Annotated in this window: 14 protein-coding genes and 6 pseudogenes; 9 read left to right on the forward strand and 11 right to left on the reverse strand. The window is 61.7% G+C overall.

Annotated features, from left to right (window positions below; genetic code table 11):
• Positions 1-3: 3 nt before the first annotated feature.
• From PPZ50_RS01010 to PPZ50_RS01025, 5 genes are all read right to left on the reverse strand, one after another.
• Positions 4-129 carry a hypothetical protein gene (locus PPZ50_RS01010; RefSeq protein WP_272815659.1) on the reverse strand — a complete coding sequence of 42 codons (126 nt, stop codon included), beginning with the start codon at positions 127-129 and terminating at the stop codon, positions 4-6.
• 62 nt (positions 130-191) lie between these two features.
• Positions 192-1,502: an SGNH/GDSL hydrolase family protein gene (locus tag PPZ50_RS01015; protein ID WP_272815660.1), complete on the reverse strand. Its 1,311-nt coding sequence runs from the start codon at positions 1,500-1,502 to the stop codon at positions 192-194.
• A gap of 41 nt (positions 1,503-1,543) precedes the next feature.
• Entirely contained in the window at positions 1,544-1,807 is a 264-nt protein-coding gene (locus tag PPZ50_RS18910) for a spike base protein, RCAP_Rcc01079 family (RefSeq protein ID WP_420794421.1), read from the reverse strand.
• A 9-nt stretch (positions 1,808-1,816) separates the two neighbouring features.
• A complete protein-coding gene (locus PPZ50_RS01020; protein ID WP_272815661.1) occupies positions 1,817-2,623 on the reverse strand; it encodes a heparin lyase I family protein in 807 nt (268 codons plus the stop codon).
• Positions 2,620-3,213, reverse strand: coding sequence for a hypothetical protein (locus tag PPZ50_RS01025; protein ID WP_272815662.1), 594 nt, complete (start codon positions 3,211-3,213; stop codon positions 2,620-2,622). Before PPZ50_RS01025 ends, PPZ50_RS01020 begins: the two co-directional genes overlap by 4 nt.
• A gap of 148 nt (positions 3,214-3,361) precedes the next feature.
• On the opposite strand from PPZ50_RS01025, the gene istA reads away from it, so the two are divergent.
• A complete protein-coding gene (gene istA / locus PPZ50_RS01030; protein WP_272815363.1) occupies positions 3,362-4,873 on the forward strand; it encodes an IS21 family transposase in 1,512 nt (503 codons plus the stop codon).
• Positions 4,860-5,588 carry an IS21-like element helper ATPase IstB gene (gene istB, locus PPZ50_RS01035; protein WP_066691143.1) on the forward strand — a complete coding sequence of 243 codons (729 nt, stop codon included), beginning with the start codon at positions 4,860-4,862 and terminating at the stop codon, positions 5,586-5,588. The genes istA and istB overlap by 14 nt, the downstream gene beginning before the upstream one ends.
• Positions 5,589-5,889: 301 nt before the next feature.
• Here istB and PPZ50_RS01040 read toward each other — a convergent pair whose 3' ends face one another.
• From PPZ50_RS01040 to PPZ50_RS01055, 4 genes are read right to left on the reverse strand one after another with little or no spacing between them, the layout of a single operon-like run.
• The gene (locus PPZ50_RS01040) at positions 5,890-6,420 is read right to left on the reverse strand and encodes a hypothetical protein (RefSeq protein ID WP_272815663.1); all 531 of its coding nucleotides are present in this window, start codon (positions 6,418-6,420) and stop codon (positions 5,890-5,892) included.
• Entirely contained in the window at positions 6,417-6,725 is a 309-nt protein-coding gene (locus PPZ50_RS01045; RefSeq protein ID WP_272815664.1) for a hypothetical protein, read from the reverse strand. Before PPZ50_RS01045 ends, PPZ50_RS01040 begins: the two co-directional genes overlap by 4 nt.
• Complete coding sequence (locus PPZ50_RS01050) at positions 6,725-7,204, reverse strand: hypothetical protein (RefSeq protein ID WP_272815665.1); 480 nt, start codon at positions 7,202-7,204, stop codon at positions 6,725-6,727. Before PPZ50_RS01050 ends, PPZ50_RS01045 begins: the two co-directional genes overlap by 1 nt.
• A gap of 8 nt (positions 7,205-7,212) precedes the next feature.
• Positions 7,213-9,789 (reverse strand): hypothetical protein, encoded by a 2,577-nt coding sequence (locus PPZ50_RS01055; RefSeq protein ID WP_272815666.1) that lies wholly within the window; start codon positions 9,787-9,789, stop codon positions 7,213-7,215.
• 231 nt (positions 9,790-10,020) lie between these two features.
• Between PPZ50_RS01055 and PPZ50_RS01060 the strand changes: the two are divergent.
• Positions 10,021-10,853 (forward strand): annotated as a pseudogene (locus tag PPZ50_RS01060) (IS3-like element ISGbe1 family transposase); the annotation flags it as partial.
• 209 nt (positions 10,854-11,062) lie between these two features.
• Here the strand turns inward: PPZ50_RS01060 and PPZ50_RS01065 are convergent.
• Positions 11,063-12,359 (reverse strand): annotated as a pseudogene (locus tag PPZ50_RS01065) (IS110 family transposase).
• Between the two features lie 153 nt (positions 12,360-12,512).
• On the opposite strand from PPZ50_RS01065, the pseudogene PPZ50_RS01070 reads away from it, so the two are divergent.
• Positions 12,513-12,851 (forward strand): annotated as a pseudogene (locus tag PPZ50_RS01070) (integrase core domain-containing protein); the annotation flags it as partial.
• 188 nt (positions 12,852-13,039) lie between these two features.
• Positions 13,040-13,872: pseudogene (locus PPZ50_RS01075) on the forward strand (IS3-like element ISGbe1 family transposase); the annotation flags it as partial.
• 214 nt (positions 13,873-14,086) lie between these two features.
• Here PPZ50_RS01075 and PPZ50_RS01080 read toward each other — a convergent pair.
• Positions 14,087-15,383: pseudogene (locus tag PPZ50_RS01080) on the reverse strand (IS110 family transposase).
• A gap of 154 nt (positions 15,384-15,537) precedes the next feature.
• Here PPZ50_RS01080 and PPZ50_RS01085 point away from each other — a divergent pair.
• The 4 genes and pseudogenes from PPZ50_RS01085 to tnpB all read left to right on the forward strand — a co-directional run.
• Positions 15,538-15,876, forward strand: a pseudogene (locus tag PPZ50_RS01085) (integrase core domain-containing protein); the annotation flags it as partial.
• Positions 15,877-16,209: 333 nt separating this feature from the next.
• Positions 16,210-16,620, forward strand: a complete 411-nt coding sequence (locus PPZ50_RS01090; protein ID WP_272815667.1) for a recombinase family protein — start codon at positions 16,210-16,212, stop codon at positions 16,618-16,620.
• Between the two features lie 99 nt (positions 16,621-16,719).
• The gene (tnpA, locus tag PPZ50_RS01095; RefSeq protein WP_272815668.1) at positions 16,720-17,076 is read left to right on the forward strand and encodes an IS66-like element accessory protein TnpA; all 357 of its coding nucleotides are present in this window, start codon (positions 16,720-16,722) and stop codon (positions 17,074-17,076) included.
• A 50-nt stretch (positions 17,077-17,126) separates the two neighbouring features.
• Positions 17,127-17,420, forward strand: coding sequence for an IS66 family insertion sequence element accessory protein TnpB (gene tnpB, locus PPZ50_RS01100; protein WP_119184635.1), 294 nt, complete (start codon positions 17,127-17,129; stop codon positions 17,418-17,420).
• Positions 17,421-17,426: the final 6 nt, after the last annotated feature.

A 17,426-nucleotide genomic window follows, 5' to 3' on the forward strand; every position in this document is an offset into this window, starting at 1 on the left:
GGATCAGCCATTGGCGTCACCGTCAGGCGCAACGACGAGCAGCGCCAGCCCCATGAGTGCCGCGATGACCTCCAAGTGTTCGGCTGCGATCGACATGCCGAGCGTACCGGCTAGCGTCACGAGAGCCACGCGGGTTGAACGTTCCGTTAGGCGACGCTGCGCATAAGCGAGGATGGTACGGAGGTTTGCCATTAAAGCCCCCTTCCTGCCGCGAAGCCGCGAACGCGGATCGTTGCCGATACGGACGCGCCATTGATAGGTTTCGCAGATAGCTGAAGGTAGAAGAGGTTGCTGTCGGCAGTCCAACGGGGCGTTCGCATTACGCCTGCCATGGCCTGCGAAGGCATCGCATCGGCCAAGTTAGCTGGCGGTGTCCCAAAGGCGCGGATTTGCTGTCCAGACCCGCTGTGGAAGATGTAAATTCCAATGCCGGACAGCCCGGCGGCACCTGCATCGACTTCAATCTCTGCGCAAGCCCGTAGAACATCGCCAATCGTGCTGTTCACAGCTTGGCGCAAAATCATCACATCGCCGGTTCCGGAAGCGGTGCCGGAAAGCGTAATTTGCTGCCAATCTTTCGACAGCGGACCATCGTCGTCGCTGTAGCTGCGGCCCGCGAAAGCTGTTGTCGAGACTTTGGAATAGGCGGCGCTGACGCCGCTACCCAACTGCGTTTGCCAGCCGCTAGCAAGCTGGCCGGTTGCGCCCGCTCCGAGCGTGCCGCCCGTCCCGGGGAAGTACGGGCTGTTCGAAATCATGGGTGCTGGATTAATACCTGCGACGCCCGCACGTTCAGCCTGACCAAATGGCAGCGCGCCTCCAAGCGGATAAAGTCGCCGCCATTCGCGCGCTAGAACGCGACCAACGGCGTAAGCCCCTGCCGTGGAAAGGTGCAGCCCGTCGATAGTGACGCCCGCCGCCGCCTGACCTTCGGCACTGTTAAAGTCGGCAAGGATTGCAGGCGTATCGACAACGCGGATACCGCGCTGCCCGTGTAGCGTCAGCAGCCAGCGGTTGACCGCGTTCCAGTGATCAAGTTGCGGGCTGGCTGACGTGTTGGACAGGCGCATGTTCGTGTAAGCGGCTGCGCCATGCGGATAGTCTAGCAGGATGGTCAGCAACATGCCCGCGCCTACGATCCGGTCGATGATCGCATTGAGGTTCGCGATCGACTGCGTAGCGGTCCATGCGTTGCGGTCATTGGCGCTTGGCGCGACCATCACGACATGCCCAACACCGGTCGCCAGCAGCTTGTCGACGCGCGACATGAGGCCGGGATAGTCAATGCTGTTCCACGTCATCGGCCCAGTCCATTCGCCGTTGCGCGCCACCATGTCGGCAGGCTCAAGAACAGCGCGACCACCAGACAGGAAGTTGGCCCAGTGGACGGCACCGGTCGTCTGGGAGAATAGCATCGGGACATCGCCAGCGGCATTCACGCCGGTAAAGTGCTGTGCCGCATGACTTGGCCCAAACACCGCGATGCGGTTGTTCGCAGGCATCACCGGGACGGTAGGCGCAGAGGGGATACGAACGAAGCCCATCAGTAGCAGCCTCGAATGTCTTGTGCCGTTGTCCCGCTCGCGAGAACCTTCACCACTTCAAAGGTCAGTTCTGCATAGGGTGGCAGGTTTGGAAAAATCTGAGGGGCTGTGTCTTCGCTACACTGGATCACAACCGTTCCACCGGACACTATAATGAGTGACTTCGTGGGGTCGATTCTTGCTGTATCACTGGGGGTGACTACTACACTTCGGCGAACAGGTGTCGCAGGAGTGTTCGGGAAGTATGCGGGAGAGTATGCCATCGCATTTATTTATGCGCTCCTACCTAGCAGCGGGTTTGGCTGGTCAATCAGATGCGCCATATTCTCGCGCCCGACCCGCATGTTCGCGTAGTGCGCGATCATCGTGTTCGCATCTTTCTTCCGGTAAATGCCGTACTGCCAGTATGCAAAACCGGTTCTGTTGTTGAACCCGAAGCTAATATTTTCCGCGTTGCATACAAGCTCACCATCGAGCCAAAGTCGCAGGAACCCAGTATCTTTGATGCTCGCCCGAAAGTTCAGGACAATGTTCGTCCATTTCCCCATCACGAGCGAACCGCTCCATCGAGTTCGGTAATTTGGATTCGCGATTGGTGAGGCCAAGTTTGGATCAAACATCGTCGCCATTGCGAAGGGGATGACAGTTTGCCCGTTCTGCACCTTCGATGGGTAAGCCACGAATGATAGTGGCGGTGACATATGCACGTCTTCCGGCTCAGGATAATCGTGCCATTGTCCGACAATCGCGAATTCTGCCGTGATCGGCGTTTCGATCATGAATGAGTAAGCGAGCCAACCCTCTTCCTCGAATGCGAAGATGCTTTCCGGTCTGCCCGGTGTGAGCGGCGCATCGACAACGACCTCCGAGCGTTCGTTGCCGCTGACCAGATTCGTCGCGTCGCCTACATCACCGGACCGCACCTCGAACCGCTGTATTTGGCCATCGAGCACCAGCTTGTACTGGTGGGTATTGGCACGTTCGAAGGCGTAGGAGCGGCGATATTGCGAGCCGCCTACGACATGTCGCATCGGTTCGTTGATAGCGTTTCCCCGGAAGTCGGGACGGGAGTACATCATCGCGCGTAAGTCAGATTCAGCGCGCGGACATCTCCTGCGTTGACCGCCGTGTTGTCGTTATCCGCGATGTTGCGCGTGATGCGTACCCCGATGCCGTTAAGCATCACGAGGCTGCAAAGGTCGAGCGAGAACGCGCCCGTTACCTCGAACACCATGACGGGCACCGACGATTGCGTGGGAGCGGTCGCGAGGTCGTAGATTTTGACATATGAAACAACATCGGTGGCGCATTGCCCCTGCAACCGGGCCAAACGCGACGCTCCGGCAAAGACAAGGGTGGCGTTCGTCGTTGCCGCCGACTGCATCAAGCGCCAGTTCGAGTTGACGCAGCGGTCAAAGGTGATCTTGTTCGTGCGGCCATCAATGTTGGCGGGCATCGACCCCAAAAGTGCCAACCCGGTGTTTGAGAACACCTGCTGATTGACCATCGTGGTCATGGTCGCGCAAACCATTTCGCGCCCGTCTTGTGCGAGGCTGACCCGCAATACGCCGTATTTGTCGCTCTGAATTGTTGCGGTATCACCGATCGCGACCAGCGGGGGAACCTTACCCGCGCCAAGCCGCATATCGTTGTAGAGACCGCCGATCATCGGCTTGGTTGAGAAATCGACCGGCGTTGCGATGTGGATCGGCGTGGAAAAGGGACCCCGGTAGCGGGGTGATCGGCGTCGAAAAGGGACCCCTCATCCCGTTGGTCTAGGCTGTTCGCTTGGCGGTGTGTCAGGCGGCGAGATCGGGATGCTGGTATTGGAGACGGTGTTGAGGATCCGGCGCGAGCACGCGTCGGGGAAGGCCATCAAGGCGATAGCGCGGGACCTGCACCTGTCGCGCAAGGTGGTGCGCAAGGCGATCCGGGCGCCGGAAGCGGACATGGGGTATCGGCGGGAGGTACAGCCGCTGCCGAAGCTGGGGCCATTTCAGGCGCGACTGGATGCGTTGCTGGAGGAAGATGAGGCACGGCCGCGGCGCGAGAAGCTGCGCCTCACGCGCATCCACGACCTGCTGCTGCGCGAGGGGTTCGACGGCTCGTACGACGCGGTGCGGCGTTATGCGGCCCGCTGGCGCCGGGCGCGACGTCGCGATGTGATGAATGCGCCGGCGTTCATCCCGCTGCTGTTCCGGCCGGGCGAGGCTTACCAGTTCGACTGGAGCCACGAGGACGTGGAGATTTCGGGCAAGCCGATGCGGGTAAAGGTCGCGCATGTCCGGCTATGCGCGTCGCGGGCAATGTATGTGCGAGCCTATCCCCGCGAGACACAGGAGATGCTGTTCGACGCGCATGCGCGGGCGTTTGCCTTCTTCGGAGGTGTGCCGACGCGCGGCATCTACGACAACATGAAGACGGCGGTCACGAGCGTGTTCACGGGCAAGGAGCGTGTCTTCAACCGGCGCTTCCTGGTCATGGCCAACCATTACATGGTCGAGCCGACCGCCTGCTCGCCGGCGTCGGGCTGGGAGAAAGGTCAGGTCGAGAACCAGGTGCAAACCGCACGCGGCCGCTTCTTCCAGCCACGCCTGCGATTTACCAGCCTCGAGGAGCTGAACGGTTGGCTGGAGGCCGAGTGTCGGCGCTGGACAGAGTTGCACCAGCATCCCGAGCAGAAGGAACTGACGGTTGCTCAGGCCTGGGCTGCCGAGCGCAGCGTGCTCCAGCCTGTTGTCGCACCCTTCGACGGCTTTCATGAGAGCGAGCATGCGGTAAGCGGCACATGCCTCATCAGCTTCGACCGCAACCGCTACTCCGTTTCTGCCAGGGTGGTGCGACGTGCCGTTCAGGTCCGCGCCTATGCCGACCGCATCGTCGTGCGCTGCGACGGGGAAGTCGTCGCCGACCATCCCCGGTTTTTCGGCCGGGACCGGACCATCTACGACCCGTGGCATTATCTGCCGGTGTTGGCGACCAAGCCGGGCGCCCTGCGGAACGGCGCGCCGTTCCAGGGCTGGGAGCTGCCGCCTGCGCTGGCACGACTGCGGCGCAAGCTTGGCGTCGGTGACGATGCCGACCGGCGGTTCGTGCGGGTGCTGGCCGCGGTGCTCGACGACGGACTCGAGGCGGTGGAAGCGGCCGTGCGCGAAGCATTGCTGGCCGGCGTCGCCAGCGACGACGTCATCGTCAACATCCTGGCCCGCCGGCGCGAACCGCCGCGACCGCTGACTATTGTCACGCCAGAAGATCTGGCGCTGCGCCATCCGCCCCGCGCCGACTGCAACCGCTATGACAGCCTGCGAGGCCTCCATGCAGCGGCATGAGATGATGACGGCCATGACCGAGTTGGGGCTGAAGGGCATGGCTGGCGCTTTCGACGAGGCGGTCACTACCGGTCTCCAGCGCAAGCGCACGACCATGGAGGTCCTGACCGACCTGCTGCGTGCCGAGGCGACGCACCGCCATGCAGCCTCGGTCCGTTACCGGATGTCGGCCGCCAGGTTGCCCGCGGTGAAGGACCTCGACGCCTTCGTCTTCGGCGACACTCCCATCAACGAGGGACTGGTGCGCTCGCTGTACAGCGGCTCGTTTCTTCCGGGCCGACGCAACGTCGTGCTGGTCGGTGGAACGGGTACCGGCAAGACGCATCTCGCCACCGCCATCACCGCCAATGTGGTACGAGCCGGCGCCCGCGGACGCTACTTCAACACAGTGGACCTGGTGAACCGACTCGAGGAGGAAACGCGCCTTGGCAAGGCCGGCACGCTGGCGGCCCAGCTCTCGCGCCTCGACCTCGTGGTGCTCGACGAGCTTGGCTACCTGCCGTTTGCACGCTCGGGCGGTCAAATGCTCTTCCACCTCGTCAGCAAGCTCTACGAGCAGACCTCCGTCATCGTCACCACGAACCTCGCCTTTGGCGAGTGGCCGACCGTCTTTGGCGACCCCAAGATGACCACCGCACTGCTCGACCGTATTACCCACCATTGCGACATCGTCGAAACCGGCAACGACAGCTGGCGCTTCAAACATCGAAGCTGACGCCCAGGACCACCGGCAGAGAACGCTTCGCGCTGGTTGCGCCTCCGGTCGGGCTACGCCCGCCCTACGCCGCAACCAGCGCGAACGGTGCACCCGTCATACCCGTAACGCTGCTCGACGAAGGGGGTCCCTTTTGGACGCCGATAGGGGGTCCTTTTTGGACGCCGATTGACACGTTGCGAACCTATCGACCGCGACCGAAACAGGTATGATGCCAGCACCACCGGCATCAAAAAACAGTCCGGGGAACTCTACTCCGTTTGCATCTACGAGTGTCTTACTAACAAATGCCATTCGTCTCCTAAATGCCGAGCCAGAATGATGAACCGCTCATTCGGTTCGTGGCCCGCATAGGACTATTTACTCTCCGAACCACTGTTGCGATTATCGGGCAGCCGGTCACATCAACGACAGTGGTCCGCCCTGAAATCTGAACATAAGCTATGATCTTTCCTGTTGCAAAATGCTGCCCACGATCAATCACCGCAATAAGTTTGAGTGGATACAGCCCCGATGTAAAAGTGGTTTCGCCCTTACTATTCCGCGTCTCAAAAAGCGGTTGCCCGTCGCTGAGAGTGGCCACTTCTTCGAAAACGAAGTAGTTCGTAGCGTTGCCGTTCTGACCGGACACTGAGAATGTTCGGGAGTTGTGATTGCCAGCAGACTGGATTGCGATCCTTCCAATGTCGCCTGCGAGGGCAACGACTGATGCGCGATCTGCCGGAATCGTCAGTTGACCGCTCTGGACTGTGGCGGTCCCACTGCGTGCCAACGCCCAGGTCATATCATCACCATCGAACTGAACACGGTTGTCTGCGAACGTCTGAATCACATTACACCATAGGCGTAGCGTGCGTTCGGGCGCGTCACCAATACGCCGTTGCGCCAACGGACCGGTTCAAAAAACTCCCACGTCAGGGTCCGCCCCGCGATCGTCACGACGGCATCGTAGGCATTTGCGCCACCGTCGAGGCGGAGAAACACAGCGGTCCCGGTATCAAACCGTTCGTCAAAGACGGTCCCAACGCCATCGTTCCCGGTGAAATCTCGACCGATGCGCAGTGTGCCGAACTGTCGAAACAGTCGGGTTTCCCGATCAATAACTGGCTGGCCGGCGGCGTCCCATGTTTCGAGCATTACCGTCGCCCGATCCTGACGCGCATGATGCCGTTCGTGTCGCTGACGGAGATGACCCCGGCGTGGATCGCCAAGCCGTTTTCCGTAACATCGAGGCGACCAGTATAGGTCATGTCCCCACCAAGCTGGATGGTCGTTGCGCCGTTGCCGGTAAGGGTCATGGTCGCGCTACCGTTGACCAGCGATGTTCGTTCAAGGCGCGCGTTCGCAAGCGTTTGAACCGCTTCGGAAACCGCAGTCGAAGGCGTTTCGGCCATAGCGCGAATGCGGGCGATGCACGGTCGATAATGGATCGCGCCATTCGCATCTGTCAGCGGATAATAGCCCAACGGACCAGTCTTGCCGCCCGCTTCGTCATAGCTGTTCGGGTCGTTCGCTGTTCCTGACAGGATCATGGACCAGCCAAGCTGCTCGCGCTCCATCGCAGCAAACAGGTCGCCATTCTTTGTCAGCAGTTCTTCGATTGTAGGTGTCGGCATGACGGTATTTACTCCAGCACCTCGCCACCACCGCCACCGCCACCGCTGCCGTTAACAACCGTGTTGGTTTGGACGACTGCCGCCGCCGCACGACGTAGTTCCGTGACCTCCAGCGTCGATCCCGCGCGGACGTATGTCGGTCCTTCCGTATCGAGACTGCGCAAGCGGAACGTGACGGTATGGCTTCCCGGCGCGATGCCAGACACGAACGCAAATGGGGTGATCGGGACAGAGCCACGAGAATTACTGTTGTCGAACGGCATTCGAACTCGCGCGGTCTGCGCTACGTTGCCATCCACCACGATTTCGCCCGTAAAGATAAGATCGTCGGCATGGTCCGCCTGCGCGAACATCTGGACCTTTAGGACGCTATCGGCGTCAACCTTGTCGAATACGAACGAGATGACATCGGCGGTCGTATTGTAAGGACACGCCACGTCACTCGATAGTGTCGCGAAGCTGCTGCGTGAGGTAGCGGCGATTGCAAGGCTCGGGCTATCCACCGAACCAGCTTTGATCCGGTCAACCTCAACGTCATACATCTTCACCTTGCCGCCATCGTTGGCGTCGGCGACGAAGTAGGATTTTCCGGTGTCCGGGTCTTCGATGCTGAATTTCTTTACATCGAACGCGATGCTGCGGGTGCTTCCCTGCAAACGCAGACCCGACACTTTCCCGTTCGCAGTCAGGACAAGTTGGGCGGTAGCTTCGTTGCCGTTCAGTGCGCGAAGGATGAACGCAATTTCACTGGATTGGCCACCGACCGTGGATCGCAGAGTGCGAACCGATTCCGCTACCGTCTTGGTAGTCGGGTCAGCCGGATCAACGGTTGTACGGTCATAGCTGTTGATTGCAGCCGCGATGGGGCCGCCGGGGGCAATTATTTTTGCCTCTAAACCATCTACCTGACGGGCAATAGCACCGGTACGCGAAGTCAGAACTTCGTCGTATGACGATATGCGGGCTGAAACAGCGCTACTTACGTCCGCTGTCGTCAGGCTGCTTAATTCCGACAGCCGCGAAACCAGTGACTTGCCGGGTTCGATCTCGACCGTGGAACCGTTGAGGATGAAGGCTTGCCCGTCTGCCCGCTTCTGCCCGATCAACGAGACGGTATCGGTTATTGCCTTGTCGCCCTGCACCCGTTCTTGATCGATACGAGCTACGACAGGACCGAGCGGTAGACCGCTGACGTGTGTGATGTCTTCGTATCGTTGGCGGCGCTGTTCCGCCAAAAGCTGCGCATTGAGGATTGCGCGACCCGCTTCCACCTGCGCTACCTCGATAGGGGCGATCTTTCCCAAATCGGATATGACATCAATAACGGGTTTTCCGCCGACATCCGTTCCGACTGGTGCACCCTTGGTCGCGCCGTCCTCCAACGTCACGATTGCTGCACCGTTTTGGTCGAGGAGATTCAGGCCAGCCTTCGCGCCTACCGTCGCGTTGTCCTGCGGCTTTCCCGCTCCTGACGTGCCTGCCCAGGTCGATACCGTGCGGGCGTCCCCGGCCATGGCGTTCCATACGGCCTGGTGCTTTTCCCGGTACGTTGCCCAGCGGCTTTTGAACGCTGCGCGGTCGATCGGGCTGTTGACAGTGATGTCGGCGAGGAGCGGGGCTAGGTATGCCTTCAGGGCCTCATGGGCTGCGACATAGGCGTTCCATTCGGTCGCGGCGTTGTAGATACCAATCTTGCTGGCGATGGTGCTACGCTCGGCGGCAGCCTCCTCAAGCAATCGCTGATTGTCGATTTTCTCGCTGCGATCGAGGATGCCGTCGGCACCCATGTTGTCGATTTCGATTTCCGCGGCTTCCGCTGTGGCCTTAGCCAAATCTGCGGTTTCCCTAACCAGCTCTAACGCGGCGTCCTGCTCTGCGATCGACCCGGCGAGTTCCAGCAGCTTGGGACTGATGTCAGAGGCGCTGTGTACGCCCCAGCAAGGGTTATAGCCGACCTCGACTTGCCATAGGGGATCAGCGACGTTGCGTTCGAGGATTGCCCCTACAGAGGGTTCTGCGGACCCGTCTGCGAGCAAGGGCTTTGCAGCCTTAGGCGCGAATGCGTTGCCAACCTGCCAGACGCCTTGATTATCTGAAATTAGATAGCCACCGGCATCCAGAACGGCCTTGCGGCAGACGGTTCCTACATCGACGGGTTCTTTCGAGTAGAATGACCAACCCTTGTTTGCGAGTGCGGCGAACGACCCAATTTCTGAGGCACTGAATTCAGCTTTGCGTAGGAGGGCTGGAACGATGTCCGCGACCGTATCGGGGTATTGGCCGTAGAAGATGCCGCCCTGCACGTCGGCGGTGATCTTCTTGTCGGATGCACCTCCAAGCCTGAACATACCAAGCGCATTGCACTTTGCCCATTCACCCGGCTTGAGGGTCAGGGCGGCGAGTTCGTTGTAGGTTCCTACAGTTGCGATAGGTGCGGCCAGCGCCTGCGCAAAGTCATAGACGGCTGCGATGTCTTGAACCGGTCCGTAGCCATGGACCTGATAAATCCACTTCGCGGCGTCTACTATAACGGGTTCGATACTGAGGCAGTGGCCGATGGTGATCGGCTTTACCGCGCCCTTCATGCCTACTGGACCTTCTCCACCTCCAGTTCCCGCGTACACTGCATTAAGGAGCGGTCGGTTCAGTCTTCCGGTTAAGGAGCGGAGAGCGACAGTAGCGGTTACGCCTTCGCGCTGAATACCGCTTGTGGTCGCTTCGAAGAGTTTGCGGTAAGAGGCAAAGGGTGATCCTGAGCTGCCCCCTTCTGAGTGGTCCATCGACTATGACAGTCTGGATCAAGGAAGGGACGACGCATGCCTGCCAAGAAGCACAAGCCTGAGGAGATCATCGGGAAGCTGCGTGAGGTCGAGATCATGCTGGGCCAGGGCGGGACGACCGCTGAGGCATGCCGGCGGATCGCGGTCAGCGAGCAGACTTACTACCGCTGGCGCAAGGAGTACGGCGGCTTGAAGACGGATCAGGCGCGTCGGATGAAAGATCTGGAGAAGGAGAACCTGCGGCTGCGGCGTGCGATCTCCGACCTGACACTGGACAAGTTGATTCTACAGGAGGCGGCGCGGGGAAACTTCTGAGCCCCGCGCGACGCCGACGCTGCATCGACCAGGTGCGAGAGGTGCTGTACGTATCCGAGCGGCGCGTGTGCCGCGTGCTGGGGCAGCACCGGTCGACACAGCGCAAGGTGCCGTGCGGGGCAGATGACGAAGAGGTGCTGACCGACGACATCGTCGCGCTGGCCAGGCAGTACGGGCGCTACGGCTACCGCCGGGTAACCGCACTGCTGCATGCGGCGGGCTGGTCGGTGAACCATAAACGGGTGGAGCGGATCTGGCGGCGCGAAGGCCTCAAGGTGCCGCAGAAGCAACCTAAACGTGGCCGGCTATGGTTGAACGACGGCTCGTGCATCCGGCTGCGACCGGAGTATCCGGGGCATGTGTGGGCGTATGACTTCGTCGAAGCGCGGACGCATGACGGGCGCAAGTTCCGGATACTGACCATCATCGATGAGGCCAGCAGGGAATGCCTGGCACTGGTCGTCGCGCGCCAGCTTCGACACGAAGACGTGCTGGCAGCGCTTGCCGACCTGTTCATCGCGAGGGGTCCGCCCGCGCATATCAGATCAGATAACGTCCTAGGTCGGGAAGCAGCGGCGGCAAACGGCCAGCAGGTCTCATTGCGCCAATCACGATCAGCGCTGATGTTATTCTGATCCAGATGGCTTCCATCGTCAAGGAAAGCGCTCTCGGCCATAGCAAACACAGGATCCAGCGGCCGCTTCGGTCGTGGTCCTCACCGTCCTTAAAATGAGATGCGGGTGCCGGATGGAAGGCCCGAACATTATCTACAGGGTCGCAGAAGCGCCCTCACGGCTCCACAGAGAGGGGTCCTTCCATCTGGTGTCCGCCCGTTCGACGAACGGACGGTACTCGGTTCCCGTCTTGATGACGGCATGCGCGACGCGCGCCATCTTGGCGGTGAGTGCGGTCATCGCCTTGCGGCGGCGATCAGGATCGTTGCTGTGTCCGGCTACATAGCGCCCCAGCTTGTCACGGAAGCTGTTGTCGCGCTGTCGGATGGCAACCTGGGTGGCCATCCAGAAGGTCCGGCGCAGCCTGGCGTTGCCGTACTTCGAGAGCTTGGTCCGGCCGCGGAAAGTGCCCGACTGGCAAGTGGCGAGATCAAGCCCGCAGAACTTGAGGAACTGGCGGTGATGGCCGAACCGGCGCAGATCGCCGGCTTCGGCGAGGATAGTCAGCGCGTTGATAGGTCCGATCCCTGGGATCATGCGCAGCAGCTGGTAGTCGCGGTTCTCGGCCAGCATAGCATGCGCGGTCCGTTCAATCTCGTCGCGTTGCCGGATCAAGCTGCGCGCCTGCGCGATGACCATGCGGAACATGGCGATCGATATGGAATCCTCCTCGACCGGGAGCGCTATGGAGGCGCTAGCGGCCGCATAGATATCGTTGAGCAGTCGAGCCTTGGACACCTTGCGACCAACCAAGTCCCAAGCCTCGCGAGTGAATGCCTCCTGGCCAAGCGCGGTCATGCTGGCCGGGGTGGGGAACCGCTCAAGCAAGGCGAGGAACCAGTCGGAGCGGCTATTGCCGGCGAAGCGTTCGATCTCCGGAAAATAGAGCGGCAGATAGTGCGTCAGGAGGCGATGCCAGGTCTGGGTCTTGGCCTTGGAGATCGCCTCGTGCGTCTTCGACATCTCCTGCAGATCATTGATGCCGGCGGCAAGCGGATCGACGTAGCGCTGGGTCGCGCCGATCCGGAGCATGTGCAGGATCACCTGCGCATCCTTGCTATCGTTCTTGTCCCAACCATTGTGCAGCGCCTCTCGGGTCCGGGCCAGTGCGACGGAAGAAATCAGGCGCAACTCGAAGCCCGCAGCGAGCAGACGGTGCGCCAGGGTGCGGTGGTAGTTGCCGGTAGCCTCGAAGCCGACGATGATCGGGCGCCCGATATCGCCAAGATCGGTTGCGAGGCGATCATAGTCTGCCTTGGTCGCCATCACCGTCATCCGCCGTCGGCGCCCGCCTTCGGGGCGCTCGATCAACACCTCCTGGCGATGCTTGGACATATCGATGGCTACCAGCACGGCGTCGGCGGGAGTAAATGTGCGCTTGGTCATGGTCGGTCCGTCTCCAAAGTGTTGAGTCGACAACTTCACTCTAGAGACCCGCTGGCCGGTCATGACCGCCTTGATGAAGCCGGCGGGCGCTACGCGCCCTTGTCTCCATCAAGGCGACGCGGCCCTTCGAGAGGCCGCTTCCCAATGTGCTACGGCAGCGAGTTCATCGCTACCGCGGTTCAGAAATGGCTCGGGCAGGTTGGCGTGAAGACGCTGTACATCGTGCCGGGTTCGCCGTGGGAGAATGGCTACAACGAGAGCTTCAACGGCTCGCTGCGCGATGAGCTGCTCAACGGCGAGATCTTCTACAGCCTCGCTGAAGCAAGGGTACTGATCGAGGCGTGGCGCCGTCACTACAACACCGTCCGGCCGCACAGCAGCCTGGGCTATCGGCCGCCCGCACCACAAGCGGCGACACCGCCATTGCCGGCCTCCGGTTCCGCTTCGCTCCACCTACGACCGGCAATGGCGGCGGAGACGACAATGCACTAACTAATAACCCGGACCACCCGATGGGGGCTGCTCACCTTAGACCCCGCATACGGTCGTCATACTCGCCCTGTGCGACCCCACGACGCTGCGCGACGTTCCCATAGTCCCTGAGAGCGTCACGGGCGTGAGCTGCCCCCTTCTGAGTGGTCCATCGACTATGACAGTCTGGATCAAGGAAGGGACGACGCATGCCTGCCAAGAAGCACAAGCCTGAGGAGATCATCGGGAAGCTGCGTGAGGTCGAGATCATGCTGGGCCAGGGCGGGACGACCGCTGAGGCATGCCGGCGGATCGCGGTCAGCGAGCAGACTTACTACCGCTGGCGCAAGGAGTACGGCGGCTTGAAGACGGATCAGGCGCGTCGGATGAAAGATCTGGAGAAGGAGAACCTGCGGCTGCGGCGTGCGATCTCCGACCTGACACTGGACAAGTTGATTCTACAGGAGGCGGCGCGGGGAAACTTCTGAGCCCCGCGCGACGCCGACGCTGCATCGACCAGGTGCGAGAGGTGCTGTACGTATCCGAGCGGCGCGTGTGCCGCGTGCTGGGGCAGCACCGGTCGACACAGCGCAAGGTGCCGTGCGGGGCAGATGACGAAGAGGTGCTGACCGACGACATCGTCGCGCTGGCCAGGCAGTACGGGCGCTACGGCTACCGCCGGGTAACCGCACTGCTGCATGCGGCGGGCTGGTCGGTGAACCATAAACGGGTGGAGCGGATCTGGCGGCGCGAAGGCCTCAAGGTGCCGCAGAAGCAACCTAAACGTGGCCGGCTATGGTTGAACGACGGCTCGTGCATCCGGCTGCGACCGGAGTATCCGGGGCATGTGTGGGCGTATGACTTCGTCGAAGCGCGGACGCATGACGGGCGCAAGTTCCGGATACTGACCATCATCGATGAGGCCAGCAGGGAATGCCTGGCACTGGTCGTCGCGCGCCAGCTTCGACACGAAGACGTGCTGGCAGCGCTTGCCGACCTGTTCATCGCGAGGGGTCCGCCCGCGCATATCAGATCAGATAACGTCCTATGTCGGGAAGCAGCGGCGGGTTTCGGCCAGCAGATATCCATGCGCCGACATCTATCGGCGCGGCATGCAATCTGAGCCAGATGGCTCCCACCGTCAACGGGATCGCTCCCTGCCATAGCAAACATAGGATCCAGCGGCGCCGGGGCGGCCGTGGTCCTCACCATCCTTAAAACGAGATACGCACCCAGGTGGAAGGCCCGAACATTATCTACAGGGTCGCTCGACGAGCGCCCTCACGGCACTTGCAGAGAGGGGTCCTTCCACCTGGCATCCGACCGTTCGAGAAACGGCCGGTACTCTGTCCCCGTCTTGACGACGGCGTGAGCCACGCGCGCCATCTTGGCGGTGAGCGCCGTCATCGCCTTGCGGCGACGGTCGGCATCGTCCGCGTGCCCAGCGGTGTACCGTCCGAGCTTGTCGCGGAAGCTGTTGTCGCGCTGACGCGCGGCGACCTGGGCAGCCATCCAGAAGGTGCGGCGCAGCCGCGCGTTACCATACTTAGACAGCTTGGTGCGGCCACGAAACGTGCCCGACTGACACGTTGCGAGATCGAGACCGCAGAACTTCAGGAACTGTCGATGATGGTTAAAGCGACGTAGATCACCGGCCTCGGCCAGGATGGTCAGCGCGTTGATCGGACCAATGCCCGGAATGTTGCGCAGCAGCTGGTAGTCGACGTCATCGGTGAGCCGCGCATGGGCCAGCCGCTCGATCTCGTCGCGCTGGTGGATGAGGCTGCGGCCCTGCGCGATGACCATGCGGAACATGGTGATGGCGGCTGAGTCCTCCGGCACCGGCAGTGCCGTCGAGGCGGACGCCGTCTCGTAGATGTCGTTGATGAGGCGTGCCTTGGAGACCTTGCGGCCGATGAGCGGCCACGCCGCGGCCGAGAACGCCTCGCGGTCCAGCGCCGTGATGGTGGCCGGTGTCGGAAACTGCTCGATGAGCGCGAGGAACCAGTCGGACCGGCTGTTGCCTGCGAAGCGGGCAATCTCGGGGAAGTACAGCGGCAGGTAGTGGGTCAGGATCCGGTGCCAAGTCTGCGTCTTCATCCTGGAGATCGTCTCGTGGGTCTTCGAGAGTTCCTGCAGGTCATTGATGCCCGCAGCAAGCGGGTCGACGTAGCGCTGCGTCGCGCCGATCCGCAGCATGTGCAGGATGACCTGCGCGTCCTTGGGGTCGTTCTTGTCCCAGCCGTTGTGCAGCGCCTCGCGCGTTCGGGCGAGCGCGACCGACGATATGAGGCGCAGCTCGAACCCCGCCGTCAGCAGCCGATGTGCCAGCGTGCGATGGTAGTTGCCCGTCGCCTCGAAGCCGACGACGATGGGGCGGCCGATGGCCGCGAGTTGCTCGGCAAAGCCGTCATAGTCCTTCCTGGTCGCCATGACGGTCAGCCGCCGGCGCCGGCCGCCTTCGGGGCGCTCGATAAGGACCTCCTGCCGGTTCTTGGACATGTCGATGGCTACCAGCACGGCGCCGGCAGGCGTAGAAGTGAGCTTGGTCATGGTCGGTCGGCCTCCAAAGTGTTGTCTCGACAACCTCACTTTAGATACCTGCTGGCCGGCCATGGCTTGCCCTGATGAAGCCTGCGGCCGCTACGCGGCCTTGTCTTCATCAGGGCCATAGCGGCTCCCGAACCAGCGCTTCCCGATGTGCTACGGCAGCGAGTTCATCGCTACCGCGGTTCAGAAATGGCTCGGGCAGGTTGGCGTGAAGACGCTGTACATCGTGCCGGGTTCGCCGTGGGAGAATGGCTACAACGAGAGCTTCAACGGCTCGCTGCGCGATGAGCTGCTCAACGGCGAGATCTTCTACAGCCTCGCTGAAGCAAGGGTACTGATCGAGGCGTGGCGCCGTCACTACAACACCGTCCGGCCGCACAGCAGCCTGGGCTATCGGCCGCCCGCACCACAAGCGGCGACACCGCCATTGCCGGCCTCCGGTTCCGCTTCGCTCCACCTACGACCGGCAATGGCGGCGGAGACGACAATGCACTAACTAATAACCCGGACCACCCGATGGGGGCTGCTCAGTTTCTCAATCTAGAAAATAGATAGGCTGCGCTACCCACCCGACCTACAGAGAGAAGGGGTAATACCCCTCGGCCCTAGACCCGATCGTCCTGCCCCGTAGAGGGGCCGTACAGGGTCACGACGGGCATTCAGCATACCTGATAGCCCCTTGGGCCTTAGACCCTCACAGACGCTCGCTGTGTCGCACTCGGGTAGTCCTGCGACACGCCCTGCTGCCCACTCCGTAGGTTGTCGCCTTAGCTCTTGCTCTTTGCCCAATGCGACACAATCGCAGTGATGCTTTAGAGGAGTATGCGACATGATCGTAGGGTACGCGAGGGTCAGTACGTCGGAACAGGACCTGACGTTGCAGCTAGAGGCATTGGCCCGTGCAGGATGTGAGAAGGTCTTTAGTGAGAAGGTCAGTGCCTCGTCGGGCGATCGTCAGGAGTTCAATCGTTGTGTGGAGTTCGTCCGTGAGGGCGACACACTTGTGGTTACACGGCTTGACCGCTTCGCACGTTCGTCACTCGACCTGCACAACACAATGGCGCAGTTGAAGGACAAGGGCGTAGGCTTCCGCTCTACCGAACAAGGGGAGTTCGACACCACGAACAGCATGGGAAAGTTCGTCCTGGCCATGATGGGCGCGGTTGCTGAGTTCGAAACGGACCTTCGCAGAGAGCGTCGTAAGCGTGGCCTGAGGGCCGCCTTGCCCGTTTGGCCGTAGCCGGGATGCTTATCGTCTTTGACGAGGGCGCGGGCGGTGCGGGAAGTTTTCGGTTCTGAGACTGGTCGTACGAGCGCTCGTACAACTGGTCGTGTGGAGGTGGTCGGCCGGGTATCGGGCCGACGGAGCTGGTCGGACGCGGAGAAGCTGGAGATCCTGGCCGAGGCGTTCCGGCCGGGCGTGCGGGTCCGTGATGTCATCGCCCGGCGCGAGGTGTCGAGCAGCCTGATCTATACGTGGCGCAAGCAGGCGCGGCTGGGCAAGCTGGGCAGGGTCGCGCCTGCGCTGCCGGCATTCGCCGAGGTGCGCGTGGCCGATGTCGCCGCACCTGCGCCGCAGCCGGCGACATCCGCGTCTGGCCTCATCTGCATCGAATTTCCGGGTGGCGTCCGAGTGAGCGTGGACGGGTCGGTGGACGCCGGCGCGCTGGCGCGAGTGTTGTCGGTGCTGCGTTGAGCCCCACGCCGTTGCCGACGCGGGTGTTCCTGGCGTGTGGCGTCACCGACATGCGCAAAGGGTTCGATGGCCTGGCGGTACTGGTGCAGCAGGTGCTGGCCCAGAACCCGCACTCGGGCGCGTTGTTCGCGTTCCGGGGCAAGCGGGGTCATCTGGTCAAGCTGCTGTGGTTCGATGGGCAAGGCCTGTGCCTGTTCTCCAAGCGGCTCGACCGGGGTCGGTTCGTCTGGCCGGTGACCGCGACGGGCACGGTGACGCTGACGCCGGCACAATTGTCGATGCTGCTGGAGGGCATCGACTGGCGTCGCCCAGAGCGGACGTTCACGCCGACGCTGGCGGGGTGAAAACGG

The sequence above is a fragment of the Sphingomonas hankookensis genome (assembly GCF_028551275.1).
Taxonomy (GTDB): domain Bacteria; phylum Pseudomonadota; class Alphaproteobacteria; order Sphingomonadales; family Sphingomonadaceae; genus Sphingomonas; species Sphingomonas hankookensis_A.

Excerpts from the sequence above, each read along its gene's own strand:
- PPZ50_RS01015 (WP_272815660.1), bottom strand. The coding sequence starts at position 1,502 with ATGCCTGCGAACAACCGCATCGCGGTGTTTGGGCCAAGTCATGCGGCA.
- PPZ50_RS18910 (WP_420794421.1), bottom strand. The coding sequence starts at position 1,807 with ATGGCATACTCTCCCGCATACTTCCCGAACACTCCTGCGACACCTGTT.
- PPZ50_RS01020 (WP_272815661.1), bottom strand. The coding sequence starts at position 2,623 with ATGATGTACTCCCGTCCCGACTTCCGGGGAAACGCTATCAACGAACCG.
- PPZ50_RS01025 (WP_272815662.1), bottom strand. The coding sequence starts at position 3,213 with ATGATCGGCGGTCTCTACAACGATATGCGGCTTGGCGCGGGTAAGGTT.
- istA (WP_272815363.1), top strand. The coding sequence starts at position 3,362 with ATGCTGGTATTGGAGACGGTGTTGAGGATCCGGCGCGAGCACGCGTCG.
- istB (WP_066691143.1), top strand. The coding sequence starts at position 4,860 with ATGCAGCGGCATGAGATGATGACGGCCATGACCGAGTTGGGGCTGAAG.
- PPZ50_RS01045 (WP_272815664.1), bottom strand. The coding sequence starts at position 6,725 with ATGCTCGAAACATGGGACGCCGCCGGCCAGCCAGTTATTGATCGGGAA.
- PPZ50_RS01050 (WP_272815665.1), bottom strand. The coding sequence starts at position 7,204 with ATGCCGACACCTACAATCGAAGAACTGCTGACAAAGAATGGCGACCTG.
- PPZ50_RS01055 (WP_272815666.1), bottom strand. The coding sequence starts at position 9,789 with ATGAAGGGCGCGGTAAAGCCGATCACCATCGGCCACTGCCTCAGTATC.
- PPZ50_RS01090 (WP_272815667.1), top strand. The coding sequence starts at position 16,210 with ATGATCGTAGGGTACGCGAGGGTCAGTACGTCGGAACAGGACCTGACG.
- tnpB (WP_119184635.1), top strand. The coding sequence starts at position 17,127 with ATGCGCAAAGGGTTCGATGGCCTGGCGGTACTGGTGCAGCAGGTGCTG.